Source organism: Sporolactobacillus sp. CQH2019 (assembly GCF_028765345.1).
Lineage (GTDB): Bacteria > Bacillota > Bacilli > Bacillales > Sporolactobacillaceae > Sporolactobacillus.
Map to the genome: position 1 here is coordinate 46953 of NZ_JARAJZ010000016.1, position 17647 is coordinate 64599.

Here is a 17647-nt window from a genome sequence, read left to right on the forward strand (position 1 = left end):
ATGTCATGACGCTGCTGGATAAGGAAACGATTCAACGCGCCCAGAATGTCGACATCGTCGACTTCTGTGCGCAAAATGGCTATCCGTTAAGCCAAGTTAGCCAGCGTTACTATAAGGGCGTTGAGCACGACAGCCTGGTCATTGACCGATCGAAGAATACGTACGAATGGTACTCTACCGGGCAGTATGGCAACGCGATTAATTTTGTACAGACGTTTATGGGGAGGGATTTTCGGCACGCGGTCCAGGACCTGCTCGCTGACGGCTATGTCGCGGTCAATGTGAAGAAAGCAGCGGCCGAACCGCAACCGTTCCGCTATGCGATCCTTCATGACCAGACGACAGAAGCGGTCGAACATTATCTGTGCGACGTCCGCGGCATTGATCGGCGAATCGTTCAGACGCTGATCCAGAAAAATATGTTGAAACAGGATGTGCGACAAAATGCCGTTTTTGTCTGGGGGCTTGCCGGTCAGCGGGTCGGCGCAGAGCTGCAAGGGACACAAGCGTTTGACGATGGCCGTTTTGGCCACCGCACCACTTTTAAACAAATTTGCGCGAATTCTGAGCCGAACTATGGCTTTAATCTGTCGATTGGATCGCCGAAACGTCTCTATGTTTTTGAGGCACCAATTGATCTGCTCTCATACTGGTCGCTGCATAAGGAATTAAACGATTGTCGGCTGGTTTCCATGGACGGGCTCAAACCACTGACGGTCGAGAAGATGATCCAAAACACTGGCCAGCTCTACGGAATGTATCCGACTAATGTGCAGATCGGCGTTGATAATGATCGCGCTGGCCAGGCTTTCTTTGATCGGCTATCCAAAAAAATTATGGCGACACCGGATGGCGAACGCATTACCTTTCATTCGCTGATTCCCTTTGATAAACACTTGCCGAAGGCGAATCTCCCGGTTTATCAAGAAACAGCCAAGCGGCACGGGATTGATTGGCAATGGATTGCCGCGATCCATAAGGTGGAGACTAACCTGTCTCGCACGAACGAGCTGGTCAATGGCTTTAATTATGAGGCCTTCTTTGGCCGGGATTTACCTAAGAATCATCATCCAGAATCAATCGATTTGGAGAAGGCCTGCGAGCGCTGCGCGCAGCATTTGGAGCGCTATACGTCGGAGGGTCAGACCAATATCACCGATGCTCTCATTAACACGAAGCTGCCATTTGAGGATAAGCGAGGTTTTGAGAGGAAGGTGAAATCCGTATATAATTGGTATCTCGGCGGCGACTTTCAGACTGATGACCATCCGTCCGGACTGCCGGGAAAGGACTGGAATGATGCGCTGTTTCTGCAGAATAATGGAAACGCGCGTGAACAGGATTATCCCTACAAACGTGAAAGGCCGGTAACGGCACGAAAAACAGTCAGCCGAATGCGGGCCTGAATTATGGTCATCAGGGAAGGTCTTCCTATGAACTTTCTAAGCACCCTATTCGTCAGCGGAAAGTGGATAAAAACAAGGGTTAGAAGGGGAGAGACGAGTGGCCGGATAGCCACTTGTCTCTCTCCTTTTTTTATTGTATTTCCATCTGATCTAAATTTTTCTTTAATCCAGGTCTCCCGTACCCCCGGTCACGCCGAGGATATCAGCAAAGTTGATCATCCATTTCAGACCAAAAGCATCATGGCAGATCAAACGTCTTGTCATCGCGTCCAGTTTGGCAGGGTAAACAACCTTGTCCTTGATAAACCCATTTTTATAATACCGTAGCTGCACCGGTTGCCGATCTTTAATTGCTGCCTGTATTCTTTGCTCAATCGCTTCCATTTCCTGTTCATCTAAGGTCGGACGAATGATTTTTCTTTTTTCTACGTCATATTGCTTCAACGCAGCTACATGTTCAGGGAGCACCATTCTTGATGACTCCCAACGCACATTAGCCCCTTTTGTCAGCTTGTTCGCTTTCATTTAAAGTGTCCTCCGATCTTTCTGGCCCGATTTATCCACTGTCCACCGGGAAGTAAAGATGAACCGTGAAAAAGAGCTGGTTTTCCATATTTTGCATAAATGGCATCAACCGCGGCACTGAGTTGTTTTTTTTCTTCAACTTTTCCAAAGAGATCCAGCTGATAAGGAGATACCGATCGAAGATCAGAAAGAGTCACGGAGACGCCGCGCACAGGTTCACGATCCCAATTTTCGGTCAATAATTTACATGCGGCTTGAAAGATGTCCATTCCGAAATCTGTTGCTGAGGTGAGCTTGATCTGCCTGTAAAAACCTGTGTGGCGATCATATTCGCCGGTAATGCCAGTGGATACGACGTCACCCTGGTAACCCTTTGTCCGGGCGCGATAAGCGACTTCTTCGCTGAGCTCTAGCAACACAATGCGGATGCTTTTTTCATCTTTATAGTCATATGGCAACGTCATATGATGGCCGATTGCTTTTTGTTCACGAAACGTGCCAGGCGTAACGGGAGAATAGTCGATGCCCTGTGCGGTCATCCATAGGAGTGTTCCATTTATGCCCCAGCGTTTCTCTAATAAACTTATCGGATAATTTGCCAGGCCTTTAATCGTTCGGATTCCCATCAAAAGAAGGTTTTTCTCCATCCGTGTACCCACGCTAAACAGAGACTTAATCGGGAGTGGCCAGAGATATTGTTGTATATTTTCATGAGTCAGTTCGAAAATTCCTGATTTATTTTTCTTGGCGAAATTATCGCAGGCCATTTTGGCCATCACCTTGTTCGGACCGATGCCAACACGTGCATAGATACCGATCTCATGCCAGATTTTCAGCTGGATCTTTCGGGCGATTTCGCGTGGACGACCGAACAAATGCTGACTGCCCGTGACATCCATAAATTGCTCATCGACGGAATAAGGTTCGACGAGTTCTGTAAAAGTTTCGAGGATTCCCGTTATTTTTATTGAGATGTCAAGGTAGTGCTGCATGCGTGGAATTCGAATGACAGCCATTGGGCACTTTTTCCGAGCCTCCCACAATCCTTCTCCCGTTTTGACGCCGTAACTCTTTGCCATTGGGCAGGCTGCTAATACAATGCCGCTGCGCTGCTTGGGATCACCGGCGACAATAACCGGCCGATCTTTCAGCTCAGGGAGATCAGCTTTTTCGCAAGAGGCATAAAAAGTCTGCATATCCACAAGAAAAATGACTTTTTGTTTGGTCATCCATCTTTTGCTCCTTATCACGCATCATTGGCCCTATTATATGCGAATGTACGTTCCTCATTCAATGGAAAAAGAAAACATTTGTTCTTCAATATAAATTATATACAGACCGAAACGCTTGTTGAGAAGTATTTTGGTGACTTTTTGTACGTCTAAAATTTTTCCACCGAGGCCCTATAGGTAGACTTGTCCTACCAAAACTTTTGAATTAATTAAAGTCTAATGGGATGAAGCGTAGATAGTTGTAATCATCTTTATATAGGTTAATGTAGGATGGGTTTAAAAATATTGTCGAATAATTTTTTTAAATGATAATAGTCACACGTATTGAAATATTGTGTTAAATATCTTAGAATAAAGGTGTTTTCAAAATACATTTTATGGGAGGTATAAGAATGTCTGCTCAATCAAATACTCTTTCCCTGGATTCTCTGTTAAATGAAGTGGCCAATGAGATTACTGATAAGGAAGTTAACGAAGCAAAAGAAATGAATAAAACAATCAGGAGAAACGTCAACATCTTCCGTATGTTTGCCGCTGAACCAGAAAGCAAATAAATATGAGAAGTATCATGGTAACTTCAAATTTATCATGATACTTTTTTATTTTAGAACCTCCTTTCTTTATCAATTTTGGAATAAGCTCGGATACTTTGTGATGTCCCCTAATTACAGCTGTATAAACGCGACCTCGCGATCAGTAGACTCGGGTCACGACCAAAAGCTGCTTCATCTTGCTTCCGATAAGTTGGGCCAACCGCTACACCCGATTATGCGTCAGGATAAAAAAGTAAAATGACTACAGGAGAAAAAAGCCTAACGATTGGAACCATTCCAATGAACAACTAGATGATATTACGCAGTACCCGTGAACAGAAATTACTATTAAGTTCAAAACTTATTATACGAGGAGGAACGTTAATGCTAAACTTACTTGGATTGAGACAAAATTTGAAGATAATTCAAGTGTTATCAAAATCATACTGTACCGAGCAAGACTTAATTAACTATCAAGGATTAAAGAAGGGGTACAAGAACTTTTTGAGAGAAATTCAACCTGATGTGCCTCACTCAAAAACAAACGAGATTAATTTTGTAGAGAGTAACGAATTAACTCGATCATTCGTGAGTATATTTGGATCTAAAAGTCTCCTAGATGATGTGGATTATGATCTAGGTAATAGCCAGATTGAATCTAATTATAAAAAAAACTTCGCTTTAAAAAAAACTCGTTCAGCAATGATTGAACTGGGAGAAAAATACGAATCCTTTAAATGGTTATTTAATCTTGCTATGGATTCTGTGTTCTACGCTCCATCCCAAATGGCAAAAGGCGGTACAACAAGTGATGCAGTTGGTGTGTTATGGGTGAATCCATCAGACAATTGGAATAAAATAGATTACTATGAATTGTTGATTCATGAGTTATGCCATACAATGATTTTCCTATACGAATGGCAATGTGGTATTTTCTCAAATAAAAACAGGTTAACTGATTCAGAGACATTTGCAATGTCCGCTATTAGAGGGAAAAGAAGACCTCTTGATAAAGCATATCATAGTGCAATAGTTGCCACAGAAATACTAATGTTTCGAAAAAATATAATTAGAGATGAGGTACAACATGTACTTCATCCAGAGACACACGAACTTATTTCTATGACTTTAGTCTCGCTGAAATCTGTAAAAAACATAGGCATTGAAAAAAAGATGTTGAATGAACGAGCGATAGAAATGCTGGATATTTGTTTATCAAAGTTAAAATTAATGGAGGGTGAGATAAGCCATGTACATTCTCACCAAAAGTGAAATTCTGAAAAATATTTATACTTTTTCTTATCCATATTTAGATAAAGATAAAAAATTAACTATACCTGATTTGAAAAAGGGATTTGAAAATTTTCTTTCTGAAGCAAACCAAGTCACATCAACTTCGACAGACTTGGAACTTCTCACTTCAGGAAAGAGGTGGGAACAATTAGTCCATAAATTTAAACTTGATCAATGCGGGCAACCAAAGGCTCAAAAAATGGATTTATTTTGTCTGAAAGTAAACTCAGCATTAAACTATTTAAAAAATAACGATCCCGAATACTATGAAATATTTAGTGTTGTGGTAAAAACTATTTTTATTACTGATTCAGTTTCAATTCCAGGATCATCGTCTAGTCCCAATACCCTTGGTGCTATTTGGATACAGCCAAATAATAATTGGACAACGCTTGATATTATTGAATCTTTAGTTCATGAGTTTACGCACAATGTTCTATACTTAGATGAAAATAGGTTTGGACATTATGTTCAACCAGAAAAATTAAATCAAAAGCAATACTGGTTACCTTCTGCGATAAGAAATACAAAAAGGCCATTAGATGGAGTGGCACATAGTATCTTGGTTGCCACTGAAATTCTTAATTTACGCAAAAAATGGAACTATTCTTTGGATAATAATTCTGTCCATGGAGAAAATAGCTTTTTATTACGCAAGGGGTTATACTCCCTAACTATGATTAACAGCCAAGGGGCAATCCAGGATATTCTTGGAGATCGTATGAAATATCTTTTAAAAAGAGCCCATGACTGGCTAAATAAACACAGTAAGAAGAAGGTGAATTTATGATAGCGCATCCGTATAATATGAATTCAATAAATACCTTACCCGTTGTGAATATTTTAGGCACAGGTGTAAGGGGAGCGAAACAACTCACCTTAGAGGTAATAGATGTGATTCGTAAATCATCCAAAGTTTTATTTTTTCCTTTTGAAAAAATAAACAAAAATTGGCTGGAAAATTTTTTGAATGTCATTGATCCTGAAAATCTAGGTGATCTCTACAAAGAGGGAGCGCGAGATCAGGAAAACTATAGACGAATAACAGAAAGAATATTAGAGAAGGCACAGAATTTTGGAGATGTAGCTGTTTTGGTACCAGGTCATCCACAAGTTGGGGTAAGTTGGATTAAAACTTTACAGAAACTAGAGGATAAGGGAGATATACATTTAAATAAGTTCGATGGTATATCGAGTTTCGATACTATGATTAATGACTTATCAAGAGATCCACTTGACTATGGTGCTGTAATACTGGATGCAAATAGGGCTTTACTTTATCAACTGCAGCTGGATCCTAGAATGGATTATTATGTATACCATATATGCTCGGTTGGCAATAAGCGAACAGAATATTCAAATCTCTCGCTGCATAATCGTTTAGATCTATTCAAAAATTTTCTACTTAAAACATTTCCACCAGATCATGAAGTGAAACTAATTAGGTCAATCAATAGAAATGGAAAACAGGCTATAGTAACAAATTGTCCAGTATCAGATCTGGAGAAGCTTAGAGACTTTATAACAGTTGATTCAAGTTTATTTATACCAGGAACACCTGTTGAAGCAATCAACAATAAATTTTTAAATGTATTAGAAAAAAGCGAGGGATGAAATCATCCCTCGCTTTTTTCTTTCCGTGCTGAATTACTCATCCACTCTGACATTTTCGGGTTTAACAAGATAATTTTTGGAACCTATAACATATATAAACGAAGTAAACAAAAGCGCACTAGATAAAGTGAAAACAAATTGAACTCCGATTTTATCGGTGAGATATCCAAAAAACAAAGTTGCTATGCCATAAGACAATGAATACATCGCATCTTGAGCAGAATAAACCTTTGCCAATAAATCTGATTTCGTATTTGTTTGGATGAGCGTTTCAAAGGTCACATTTTTTAGCTGGTCGAAAATCCCAACTACGGCCGAAAAAATCAATGCAAGTAAAGGGAACGTATTCCATCCAAAGAGCATTGTAGCAATCCCAGTCATGAACAAGCCCACTAACGAGACAATTTTTAAATGTTTATTTATATGATTAGAAAGTCTAACACTGATTAGGCCACCAATAATAAGCCCAGCAAAAAAGCTGAAATTTATAAACCCCCACCACGATTCATTGACATGTAATGCTTGGTGAACAAACACTAATACAATGGCTGCCATCCAAACCACCGAGGCAAGGGTCCCGATCATATCAGTAATACTGATGATACGTAAAACAGGCTTATGCCAAATGGCATGCCATCCTTCTCTCATTACTTCAAATTTCCTAGCTGATGAATTATTGTTTTTGGAAGCATTAATCGAAGTATCGATCTTAATCATGAACATAAAGATGGTTGAAATAACGAACAGGAAAAAAGTAGTCCAAACTATATTTGACCCACCTATAAGTGCTGCCAACATGCCTCCCAGCGCCCATCCACTTAAATTAATGGATTGATCTAATATTGACAAAAAGCCATTAGCCTTTACCAACCTATCCTGATCTATAAGCATTGGAACCATTGCATTTCTGGCAGGTGATGCCCAACCATCAAGAAAGCTAATACAAGCTACGAAAAAAAACATGATAAGAAAATTCGGTCCAAATATATGGAACGTTAAAGTAAGTGCCATAAACAGTAAAAAGAAGGACTTACCAATTTGAGAGCTAACCAAAGAACCTTTTAAACCCAACTTATTCAGAATTAGGGGAGCAAAAATACCGCTGATAAATCTTATGAATGTAGTTAAAAAAGGAATGACGGTCATAAAAATTGCTGATTTGGTAACAGCATATACGACTGTCATTAATCCGACAATATAAAATACATCTCCACAATTGGCCAAAGATTGCCCAATCCAAAGACATTTAAACGAATATTTTTTTGTCATTATCAAATTCCTTTCTGTTCTAGATGCAGCTCAAAAGAATGAGTGAATTAGCATATATACTCACCACTGTAGCTATTTAACAGATTGTTATTATAACAATGACAATTCACATATTTTAATCACTCCACAATAAATATACGACAATACAAGCACTATAATTAACGTGATTAAAAAAATCCATTTTTATACTCCAATATATCGAGTACAATCGAATCGGTGTTCATCTCATAATCGATTGTTTTTGAGACGATTTTCATTTTGTCATAAGGTGCACGTATTTCATCGAACTTCATGTATTAAAACATTGCTTATAAACTATATCTCTATAACCCCCCCCTTATGCTATCATTATAGCTAGAAGGTGTTTTTTTTATTATGGGATCTTATATCAAAGAAATTTGGCATTAAACAGTCGGATGATCAGAGGTAATATATGGTTTAATGAATCGAAGCATAACGGCATTTATACGTAAATTTTAAGCAAAGTATAAAAGTAATGAGTGTTGTCTAGAATGTTTCTGTATTCCTCTGTTCCGAACTCTCTATCCTGGGAGTTTTTTTCTTATTGATCGGAAATGAGCAAATTCTTCTCCTCAAGTTGCGTTTCTAAAACTGCTGTTACAGGATTATTAGTTAGATAAAATATTAGTTTGCATGATTTGTTAAAGACGCCTTAATTTTAATCACTTCAGTCCACCTTTATCTTTTCGAATTTATCGTTTATTTCTTTTTCTTTCTCCTTAGCGATTGTTATAATTTCTTCGTCGCTGAGACCAGATATCGATGTTATCCATATCCATGCATGGAACTTATGCAATGAATTATTAATATTAGATATTCGTTTCAATAGCCAATAATCCTGCACAATTTCAGTTCTTGATGTCATCTTTTTCCATTCATGACTAATTAAATACTGTTTTACATTGGCCATATTGTTACCTCGATCTGTATTATTATCAAACCAGACGTTCCGGTCTCCATTGTGTAAAATCCAACAATTTTGTAGATTAAATTGGCAGGCAATATAAGCAGCAGATGCGGATTTCTTATTTGAGATGTTACCAAAACTGATTGAGAAAATAATAGAGAAAAGCATTTCTTCATTCATTGTTTGAAGGAATGCTTTTAAACTCATAAATGAAATTACATGAGAAGATGTGGTCACAAAAATGGTCACTAACTTATCCAGACATAAAATACAAAATCAAAAGTAAACGTCTTATTTGCCTGTTTTAATAGGCCTAAAAAAACAATGTGATACGTAAAATACGGATTGAAATAAGCTATGTGGGTTTCCTAAACCGTGCGTCTATTTGCACCAGTGGTGATTCTTATTTGAGAAGATATCAAAAATAGATGGAAAACATGAGATAAAAGATATAAATTTAAAGTATTTCATTGAAAAAATGCTTTTAATTTTTCCTGAAATACAAACGTTATGAATCATTTTTCCTATCATACATAAACATTCTACGGCAATCAGTATCAATGAAGAAGGAAATCAATTATGTGAACAAAAAACACATTTCTAATTGTCAGAATTACAGCCCAAAAGATTCGGAGCCGTTTTCCGACTTTGTGCGGACGCTTTTGTTAATGTGTTCGATCCGGCTGAGAAAAAGGATGTCTAGAAAAAGAATAAACAGAGACTGCCAATAAAAAAAATCAGGGAGCAAAGATGGCATTTTGATCTTCTTTCCCTGATTGTTTTTATTTTCTTCTCAATGAAGTCATTCTTTGGGACTCTGTCAGTTTTCGCTGGCTACTTTTGACGTCAATTCTTCCGGCGTTTTCAAAAATGGCGTTAAGATGGCGCTCAAAATATAAAATCCTGCATAAATGAACAGGACGCCCCCCGCACCTAAGGATTTAAAGAAAAGATAAACAATCGCCGGCGCTAAAAAGGTACTGAGGCCGGCACCAAGATTCAGGATGGACATGGCTGCGCCCTTATTATCCGGTGCCAGAAGCGGAAAAAGAGCGGATAAGGGAACGTAACCTGCCATGGTCACACCACATAGGCAGAGAATGATCATCATGACCCAAAAGTTATGTCCCACAATTTGAGGAGTATAAAAAACCATGACGAGCACAGCGGCATAGGCAACACCGCCGACCCATTGAATTGTGTTGCGCCAACCGATTTTATCGCCGGCCCAGCCAAAGAAAAGATTAGCGAAAATAGCTACAGTAAAGATTGCCGACCACATCTGGAGCCATTCAGTTGTTGAGTATCCAAAACTGGCAAGATAAATAGGCATGAAGGCAGCTAGACCGTATTGGGCGAGTCCATTAATTGTCTTCACGACTAAGCCGATGGAAATTCGGCCTCGTCTTAAAATTGTAATCCCTTTCATTAATTCGCGTAAATTAAAAGTCGTAATTTCTGATTCGGGGACCTTGTCTTTATTAACAACAATGGCGAGCAGAGAACCAATGATGACAAACAATAGCCCCGTCCATAAAATGTTAATATGACCAAGTATGGGAATAGCAATTGATGAGTAAAAAGGGCCAATAACACTTAAGCCGACAGAAAACATAAACCAGAACCATCCGACCGCGCTTCCCCGCCGTTCAAGAGGAGAAGTATAATTGATCCACACTAAAAATGAATAGGCAAACAAGGGATACCCAAAGCCTCTGATGGCGTAAAAAGGCAGCATCACCGGCATGTTCAGGGAGTAAATTCCTCCGATAAATCCAAAACTTCCGATCATAAAAGCAATGAGTCCTGACACCATGATCTTGCGGGGCCCGAGCGTCTGAACCAGCACGCCTGAGAGCCAGGCGGCGACGGCCACCGTAATCCCATAGACAGTGAGCAAGAGAGAGGCCCCTTCGATACTCACTCCCCGGGAAACGAGGTAGGGGGAAATCCACCCCTGTTCTACTCCGTCTCCGATCATAAAAATGGCCAATCCAATATATCCCCAAAGTAAATTTTTAGGCAATCCTATTTTTTCAAGCATTTGACTCTCTCCCTTTGAAGAAATAGTTTTTTTATCTTTAATTAATTAGGTTGAATTAATTGAAGGAAAAGTTTTTGGACCTTGAGGGCATCTCCCTCCTGAATGAGTTGTTTCACGGTCTCGAGGCCCACTGTGTCAATAAACTGCTCCAGGGTTTTGTACATTTTAATGTTCTGTTCACATTCCTGCACAGGATTTTCTCGGACAGGAAAGGTATCGAAATAATTAACGCCGGTATAGTTGTACAATTTGGCATAGTAAATGAATTCAAGCGTCTGCAAAAGATGAACGGTTCCCAACATCAGTCCATCGTCATTATCGTTATAGCCATCGTTTAAATGAAAACCCATCAGGCGTTTTTTACGGGCCGCCCAAGCCAAAGAATAGGCCGGATTTTCTTTTTTCATTAACATGTGGCAGAAATCCAATGTCACTCCTAGGTTTGGAGAACCGACCTCATCCAGCACGAGTAACGTGGTACCAATATCTCCAATTAAGGAAAAGGTTCTCGGTTGATAGGGCTTATATTCAAGGCTGATCTTTCTGTCGGGAAATTGGCTCGTAATTCTTTTTAAGACGTCGACTTCTTGAGCTAAAGCTTGATTGTAATCGAGTTGAAAAGGATAGTCAAAACCGTCGTTGGCAAGCCAGATCGTGGTGATTTCTCCGCCGAGGGCCTGACATTTTTCAATCGCCTGAATCGTTTCCTGAATCGCTTGCTCGCGGATGCCCGCATCCGGGTTGGTAAACTCTCCATAGGCGTAATTTTTTTTAAATCTTAAAGCGACTCCACTTAATTTTAGATGGTTTTTTTTTAAAGACTGCTTGATTTCCTCGGCAGAGACACCCTGAAAGTGTTCTGGATAATTGAGTTCGATGTGCGTCAAGCCCTTCACAGCTGACATTCTTTTAATATAATCCAGCGTCGAAAGGGGATGTTCATTGGAATTAAAAAATAAATGAGTTTTAAATGAATTGAGCCTAACTGCAAATTTCATACGTTCACGCTTCTTTCGGAATTTCGTTTATCGGGAAGGATAACTTCACATTGATTATATTGATATTTTATTTCTAAGTAAATGAAAATGAAAAATTAAACTTATAATATTGATATATATCGTTAAGATGTCATTATATTTTACTTTTTGTAAAATGAAAATAAATTTATGGTGGAAAATTTTCGTGAGGGATGCTATACTCTAGTCAGTTTAAAGGGAAGGATTACTGTTATGCAAAAGGATAATCAAAGGACTCCATTAAACGGGAAAGAAATTATTTTATATGCTAGGAGCATTGCTCCGTCTTTGGGTAAAAAAGAAAAATTAATCGTAAGTTTCATCAGTAATAAATATCAGGAATTATCTCAAATGACGATTGGTCGTCTGGCTCAGTATCTTAATGTCAGTGAAGCGAGCATCACGAAGGTCAGCAAGAAACTGAAATGTGAGGGTTTCTACGAACTAAGGCATAAGATTGTCGATTATCTAAGCCATGACGAAACCTCGATGATCGATGAGGAACAGGATGACTTTCTTCCTGGAGATGATGAACAGACGATTCTGGAAAAAGTGTTTATTCATTCGATCACGGCTTTACAGGATACGCTCTCTCTGATTGATCGTCAGGAATTGAGCAAGGCTGCAAGAGCTCTTAAACAGGCGACAGAAAAGAAAATTGTTCTTGTCGGCAGCGGCGGATCTGGGATATTATGTGAAGATTTTCAACACAAGTTGCTTAAGATAGGGATTATAGCGACGATGCATCGCGATGCCAATATGCAACTCATGTCGGCTTCCCTTGTCAAGAGGGGCGACGTGGTTCTAGGCATTTCTCATTCTGGCACGACAAAAGATGTCCTTGAGGTTCTAAGACTCGCCAGGGAGAAAGGAGCCACGACCATTTGTATTACCAATCACGCGCTCAGCCCAATCACGGAGATTGCAGAGATTAAGTTATATTCTTCTGCCCGGAATTCACCGCTGACCGGAGAAAATGCCGCCGCACGGATCGTTCAGTTAAATATTTTGGATGTCCTTTTTTCAATCCTGGCTTTGTATCAAAGTCGTTTAGCCTATGATAATTTGCTGAAAACAAGAAGCTCGGTGGAATCCAAGCGGACAAAAAGTTGACGGAGGCTGTATAAAAATGAGTTCAAAAAATATAGTGGTGATCGGCAGTTTAAATTATGACATTATTCTTAAACAGCAACGGATGCCTCACAAAGGCGAGACTTACGTTGGCGATGAAATGGTTCAAGGGCCCGGCGGGAAGGGCTCAAATCAGGCAGCCCAGTGTGCCAAGCTCGGATTACCGACAACTATGGTGGGCAAGGTAGGAGACGATCGGTTTGGTGAGGCTTTAGTCGGCGCTTTGAAAGCCGTAGGGGTTAACGTCTCGATGATCAGGAAACAGGGTTCGACAGGTATGGGATTGGTGCATGTTATGCCAGACGGCGATTATTACAGCACCATAATAAAAGGGGCCAATACCTTAATCACGAAAAACGATATTGACGAAATTAAAGATCTAATGGATCAAGCGGGTTTTATTATTTTACAGCAAGAAATTCCTCAGGAAATCATAGACTACATTATTACAACTTGTGAAAATTCTGCCTCGAAGATTGTCTTAAACAATGCACCAGCGAAAAAAATCAAGGCCGATGTGTTAAAGAAAGCGGATGTTTTAGTGGTGAATGAAACCGAAGCCGCATTCATGATCGGTCGGGAAATTCAAACGGTCGATGACGGGGCTGAGGCCGGAAAAGAAATTCTCCCTCTAACAGGAGGAATGGTAGTGGTTACCTTAGGGTCTGCCGGTGCTATAGTTGTGACAGAGAAACAGGCCCTCTATCAGCCTGCTTATAAGGTTCGAGCGGTTGATACGACCGGGGCAGGAGATTCCTATATTGGGGCGTTTGTCTATGGTCTGGCGAATCAATTTTCCGTAAAGGAAAGTATGGCCTTTGCTTCGAAGGTCAGTGCGATTACCGTGACCAAAAATGGCGGGCAGGATTCTTTCCCAACGAAAAGGGAAGTAGAGGCTTTTTCTAATTTTACTTCGGGACAAGTAGCTAAATAAAATAGATGATCGTAGATCATTATTATAGAGAAGTAAAAGATCCGGTATCTTCGCCTTTTTTAAGTAGGGGTATCGGATTTTTATCTTTCGTGCAGCAAAGTCAAAAAAATCTAATATTAAATATACAAAACGTCAAATAAAACAAGAATTTATTATACTGGAGAGTGAAAAGTTCTGTGTAAATAATACAAAAGGATAACCCTTAAATGGGATTTTATGGTATCCTCTAATTCACCACAAAAGAGAGGAAAAATCGCCAAGGGTTATCGTGCTTTTAGTTTAGCCTGTTCCTTCGCGATTGACTAGTGCCATGTTAAAATTTATTGATTCTGTGCTTCTGTTGTTCCGTTCCTGTTTTCATCGTTTGGCCACGTTTCAGTGGTTTGTTGTGATCATCATTGGCTTGATGATACGCTCCGACTGTCTCGGCGTGACCTCCGTGATTCGTGATCTTTCGTTGAATTCGAAGGGATACGAATCCCTGATCCATTTCTTTCGGTCTTCCGCCTGGTCTCTGGCTGATCTGCGTCAACAGTGGCTACGCGCGGTGCTCAATGTTGCACCGCTCAAGCGTGAAGGCGACGCAGTGATTCTTGTGGGTGACGGCGTCAAACAGGCGAAAGAAGCCCGTTACATGCCCGGTGTCAAGAAGCTGTATCAGGAATCTGAGGATGTGTCCAAGTCCGCCTTCATCTTCGGGCATCTCTGGGGCTCGGTCGGCATCCTCATTGGAAATGCCAGCAAAATCTTCTGCCTGCCGCTCTCCCTCCGTCTTCACGATGGCGTGCAGTCGATTCGCCAATGGGAAAGCAACGACGAGGAACAGGAGTCTCACGTGGTGCAGATGATTGATCAAGGGTTTTCAGCCGCCGGTGTGTTCGGGCGTGCCTTGTTTCTGCTCGATCGCTACTTTCTGTCCGTTCCGGCGCTTCGGCGATTGGCTCAGCGGAATCAGGAAGGGCGCACGCACCTGGATCTTGTGACGAAAGCCAAGACGTCTTGTGTCGCTTACGAACACCCGGTCCAAACAGGGGGCCGGGGACGCCCACGAAAGAAAGGAGCCGCACTCAAATTGAAAACACTCTTTGACACTCAAACCAAACAGTTCCGAACGGTTTCCCTGCCCCTTTACGGTCGGGAAGAAACCGTCTCTTTTCTGTACCGTGATCTGCTCTGGGGTCAGGGATGGTATCAGGAACTGCGCTTTGTGCTCGTCGTGATGGATGGGCGACGCGCCATTCTGGTCAGCACGGATCGAACACTGAACCCAGAGGCGATCATCCGACTTTACGCGCGACGTTTCACCACCGAAACGACTTTCCGTACGCTCAAACAGTCGCTCGGTGCCTTTGCCTATCATTTTTGGAGCCGCTCTATGCCCCGATTGAACCGTTACCGTCAATCGGATGAAGGGGAGCCATTGGATCATGTGACCGAAGCACACGCACAAAAACGAATTCTTCAAACGGTCAAAGCCATTGAAGGCTTCATGATGTGCAGCTGCATCGCAATGGGCTTGCTTCAACTGGTCGCCTTACGCGAAGGAGGCAACCGAAAGATGTTCCGTTTCTTACGGACACCCGCCCAAGACATCGTCTCAGAAGCGACCCTGATGGCTCATTTACGTCAGACGATTTTTCAACGGTTTGCCCGAAATCCGCATTTGACCCTAACGCAAATAATTCAGGAAAAGCAGGAAACATCTGAAGTACAGGACGAATTATTGATTTCTTAGTTACTTAGAACTTTTGACTGTCTAGTTATTATAATGAACAGGAAAAAAGCTTTGAAAAAACGTGGAAATGACAACATTTTATAATAATAGCTAATTGTTCGTTCAAAATAAGGAAGACTAAGCTTGATAAAGCTTCTTCTGATATTATGATATCGAGTGCAAAACTTATAAAAAAATGATAAATATTAAGGAAACTAACATAAAAATAAACACTAAAAATACTATATATCGGCATATATTAAAAACAGACAGTATCCTATTAGAACTATGTCCGCACTTCTTCTAAACCGTGCGTCAGGTTGAACTAATGCTGAATGCTTTCTGATTGTATACATTGAGTCTTTAGAAGCAGTTGAACAAATGGATAAAACAATAGTAGTAGGACTAATGATTTATCTTCTGTTGAAATGAGAACTCACATTCGATATAATGATGGGCAGGGAGATGATTTTAATGCTCAAAGGTGTACTAAGCAGATCAGTTCCAAAAGAGATTGAAGTAGCGATTTTACAATTTGGAAAAGACAATGAAAGATACCCATCGATGGAAGAATTGAGTTGGCAAGCTAATATAAGTGTATCAGATGCTGATTCTTATTTAAGAAGATTTAAAAAACAGATGGAAAAGATGAGATAAAAGATATAAATTAAAAGAATTTCTTCAAGTGATTGAAAAAATGCTTTTAATTTTTCCTAAGACGGAAAAACGTTCTGAATTATTTTTTCTATCACAAAGGATATAGAAATAAGTTGTCTTCTGGAAAGAGTTATATAAGATTTAGCTTGAATCCTGAGAATAAAAAGGGTTTTAAGAACATGACAAGTAGAACACACTCATTTTCTTTATTATAGATCTGTTACAATAAATGTAAGTTGTAAAAATGTGAAAAGAAAAATAGAGGTTAATCGTGAATAAGCATAATAATAACATATTTTGTGAATATACGGTCAAATCATGGGAAGATTGTAGGACGTTGTTAACACATCTTAAAAATTGGGTTTTTAGAGGGCAGTCAGATAGTAAGTGGCGTTTGCAAACTACTTTAGAAAGAGGAGCCATAAATAATTCTGTCTTTAGAGATATACCAAAGATAGAAAAAAGCATTATTGAAAAGTTTAAACGTAAAGCTTTTAATTATATAGAAAAATTACCAAAAAAGGATAATACATTAGAATGGGTATCATTAATGCAACATCACGGAGCTCCAACAAGATTATTAGATTTCTCTTACTCATGTTATGTTGCTCTGCATTTTTCTATAGAGCAAGCATTACAGGAATCATCGGTATTTTGTATAAATAAAGATTTGATTCATAATGAAGGACTTAAGATTGAAAAATGGAGAGGGTTAGAAGATGATCGTTTCTTTGGAACAAGAGAATACTGTAATTGTGTGCTAAATGAACAAATTCGGAGTCCGTTAGTTATGCTGATAGAGCCTTATAATTTGCATGAAAGGCTGTCTAAACAACAAGGATTATTTGCAATTCCTTTTGAAGGGCGACAATCATTTGAATATAATCTTTCCTTAACAGTCAATAGGTTTCAAAAAGAATTACCAACAATTAAGAAGATAGAAAAGTATAATGATTTACTAGACCTGTTAAATCAAGAATGCGTTTTGCTTAAAGTTAAGATACCAAAAAAGTTTCACAATGAAATAAGAAAAGATTTGAAGCTAATGAACATTACAAGCGAAACTTTATTTCCTGGCATTGATGGTTTTGCAAAATCGCTGTATAGTGAATTCGATCTATAGTCTTTTTAAGTTAAATAGGATGGACAATGTTACTAGTTGATGAGGATTTTGCTAAATATTGGATCTATAAAAAAACTTTTATAAGGGATTTTTTTTAATTTACTCAAGGTACACAGGGACTTGCGGGTTATTACAGCAATGAACTATGAAGTACTTATTAAGCGCTTTTTCAAACGTTTTGTCTTCACAGAATAGAAAGATAATATGCGAAATAAAGGGATAAAAAAT

The 17647-nt window shown here is 39.5% G+C and carries 16 protein-coding genes; 10 read left to right on the forward strand and 6 right to left on the reverse strand.

The genetic code is table 11. The features are described 5' to 3' along the window. The first annotated feature begins 5 nt into the window (after positions 1 to 5). A complete protein-coding gene (locus tag OYT88_RS18185) occupies positions 6 to 1406 on the forward strand; it encodes a DUF3991 and TOPRIM domain-containing protein (protein WP_274401781.1) in 1401 nt (466 codons plus the stop codon). A 162-nt stretch (positions 1407 to 1568) separates the two neighbouring features. Here OYT88_RS18185 and OYT88_RS18190 read toward each other — a convergent pair whose 3' ends face one another. Together OYT88_RS18190 and OYT88_RS18195 are read right to left on the reverse strand one after the other, a co-directional pair. Then, positions 1569 to 1931 (reverse strand): YolD-like family protein, encoded by a 363-nt coding sequence (locus tag OYT88_RS18190; protein WP_274401782.1) that lies wholly within the window; start codon positions 1929 to 1931, stop codon positions 1569 to 1571. Continuing rightward, positions 1928 to 3160 carry a DNA polymerase IV gene (locus OYT88_RS18195; RefSeq protein WP_274401783.1) on the reverse strand — a complete coding sequence of 411 codons (1233 nt, stop codon included), beginning with the start codon at positions 3158 to 3160 and terminating at the stop codon, positions 1928 to 1930. The genes OYT88_RS18190 and OYT88_RS18195 overlap by 4 nt, the downstream gene beginning before the upstream one ends. 395 nt (positions 3161 to 3555) lie before the next feature. Here OYT88_RS18195 and OYT88_RS18200 point away from each other — a divergent pair, with 395 nt between their 5' ends. The 4 genes from OYT88_RS18200 (at position 3556) to OYT88_RS18215 (ending at position 6603) form a co-directional block, all read left to right on the forward strand. Further along, a complete protein-coding gene (locus tag OYT88_RS18200) occupies positions 3556 to 3717 on the forward strand; it encodes a hypothetical protein (RefSeq protein WP_274401784.1) in 162 nt (53 codons plus the stop codon). A 363-nt stretch (positions 3718 to 4080) separates the two neighbouring features. Then, positions 4081 to 4968 carry an aKG-HExxH-type peptide beta-hydroxylase gene (locus OYT88_RS18205; RefSeq protein WP_274401785.1) on the forward strand — a complete coding sequence of 296 codons (888 nt, stop codon included), beginning with the start codon at positions 4081 to 4083 and terminating at the stop codon, positions 4966 to 4968. Continuing rightward, positions 4946 to 5779 (forward strand): aKG-HExxH-type peptide beta-hydroxylase, encoded by an 834-nt coding sequence (locus OYT88_RS18210; protein WP_274401786.1) that lies wholly within the window; start codon positions 4946 to 4948, stop codon positions 5777 to 5779. The genes OYT88_RS18205 and OYT88_RS18210 overlap by 23 nt, the downstream gene beginning before the upstream one ends. Beyond that, the gene (locus OYT88_RS18215; protein ID WP_274401788.1) at positions 5776 to 6603 is read left to right on the forward strand and encodes an SAM-dependent methyltransferase; all 828 of its coding nucleotides are present in this window, start codon (positions 5776 to 5778) and stop codon (positions 6601 to 6603) included. The genes OYT88_RS18210 and OYT88_RS18215 overlap by 4 nt, the downstream gene beginning before the upstream one ends. Before the next feature lie 33 nt (positions 6604 to 6636). On the opposite strand, the gene OYT88_RS18220 is transcribed toward OYT88_RS18215, so the two are convergent. From OYT88_RS18220 to OYT88_RS18235, 4 genes are all read right to left on the reverse strand, one after another. After that, positions 6637 to 7872, reverse strand: a complete 1236-nt coding sequence (locus OYT88_RS18220) for an MFS transporter (protein ID WP_274401790.1) — start codon at positions 7870 to 7872, stop codon at positions 6637 to 6639. A gap of 688 nt (positions 7873 to 8560) precedes the next feature. After that, positions 8561 to 9049, reverse strand: a complete 489-nt coding sequence (locus tag OYT88_RS18225; protein ID WP_274401792.1) for a hypothetical protein — start codon at positions 9047 to 9049, stop codon at positions 8561 to 8563. Between the two features lie 571 nt (positions 9050 to 9620). Then, entirely contained in the window at positions 9621 to 10844 is a 1224-nt protein-coding gene (locus OYT88_RS18230; RefSeq protein ID WP_274401793.1) for an MFS transporter, read from the reverse strand. Between the two features lie 41 nt (positions 10845 to 10885). After that, a complete protein-coding gene (locus OYT88_RS18235; RefSeq protein ID WP_274401794.1) occupies positions 10886 to 11842 on the reverse strand; it encodes a sugar phosphate isomerase/epimerase family protein in 957 nt (318 codons plus the stop codon). Positions 11843 to 12073: 231 nt separating this feature from the next. Between OYT88_RS18235 and OYT88_RS18240 the strand changes: the two genes are divergently transcribed. The 5 genes from OYT88_RS18240 (at position 12074) to OYT88_RS18260 (ending at position 17419) form a co-directional block, all read left to right on the forward strand. Further along, the gene (locus OYT88_RS18240) at positions 12074 to 12973 is read left to right on the forward strand and encodes an SIS domain-containing protein (RefSeq protein ID WP_274401795.1); all 900 of its coding nucleotides are present in this window, start codon (positions 12074 to 12076) and stop codon (positions 12971 to 12973) included. Between the two features lie 16 nt (positions 12974 to 12989). After that, entirely contained in the window at positions 12990 to 13925 is a 936-nt protein-coding gene (locus OYT88_RS18245) for a ribokinase (RefSeq protein WP_274401796.1), read from the forward strand. A 310-nt stretch (positions 13926 to 14235) separates the two neighbouring features. Next, positions 14236 to 15660 carry a transposase gene (locus tag OYT88_RS18250; protein WP_274401797.1) on the forward strand — a complete coding sequence of 475 codons (1425 nt, stop codon included), beginning with the start codon at positions 14236 to 14238 and terminating at the stop codon, positions 15658 to 15660. 453 nt (positions 15661 to 16113) lie between these two features. Beyond that, complete coding sequence (locus tag OYT88_RS18255; RefSeq protein WP_274401798.1) at positions 16114 to 16296, forward strand: hypothetical protein; 183 nt, start codon at positions 16114 to 16116, stop codon at positions 16294 to 16296. A 271-nt stretch (positions 16297 to 16567) separates the two neighbouring features. After that, positions 16568 to 17419 (forward strand): FRG domain-containing protein, encoded by an 852-nt coding sequence (locus OYT88_RS18260; protein WP_274401799.1) that lies wholly within the window; start codon positions 16568 to 16570, stop codon positions 17417 to 17419. Positions 17420 to 17647: the final 228 nt, after the last annotated feature.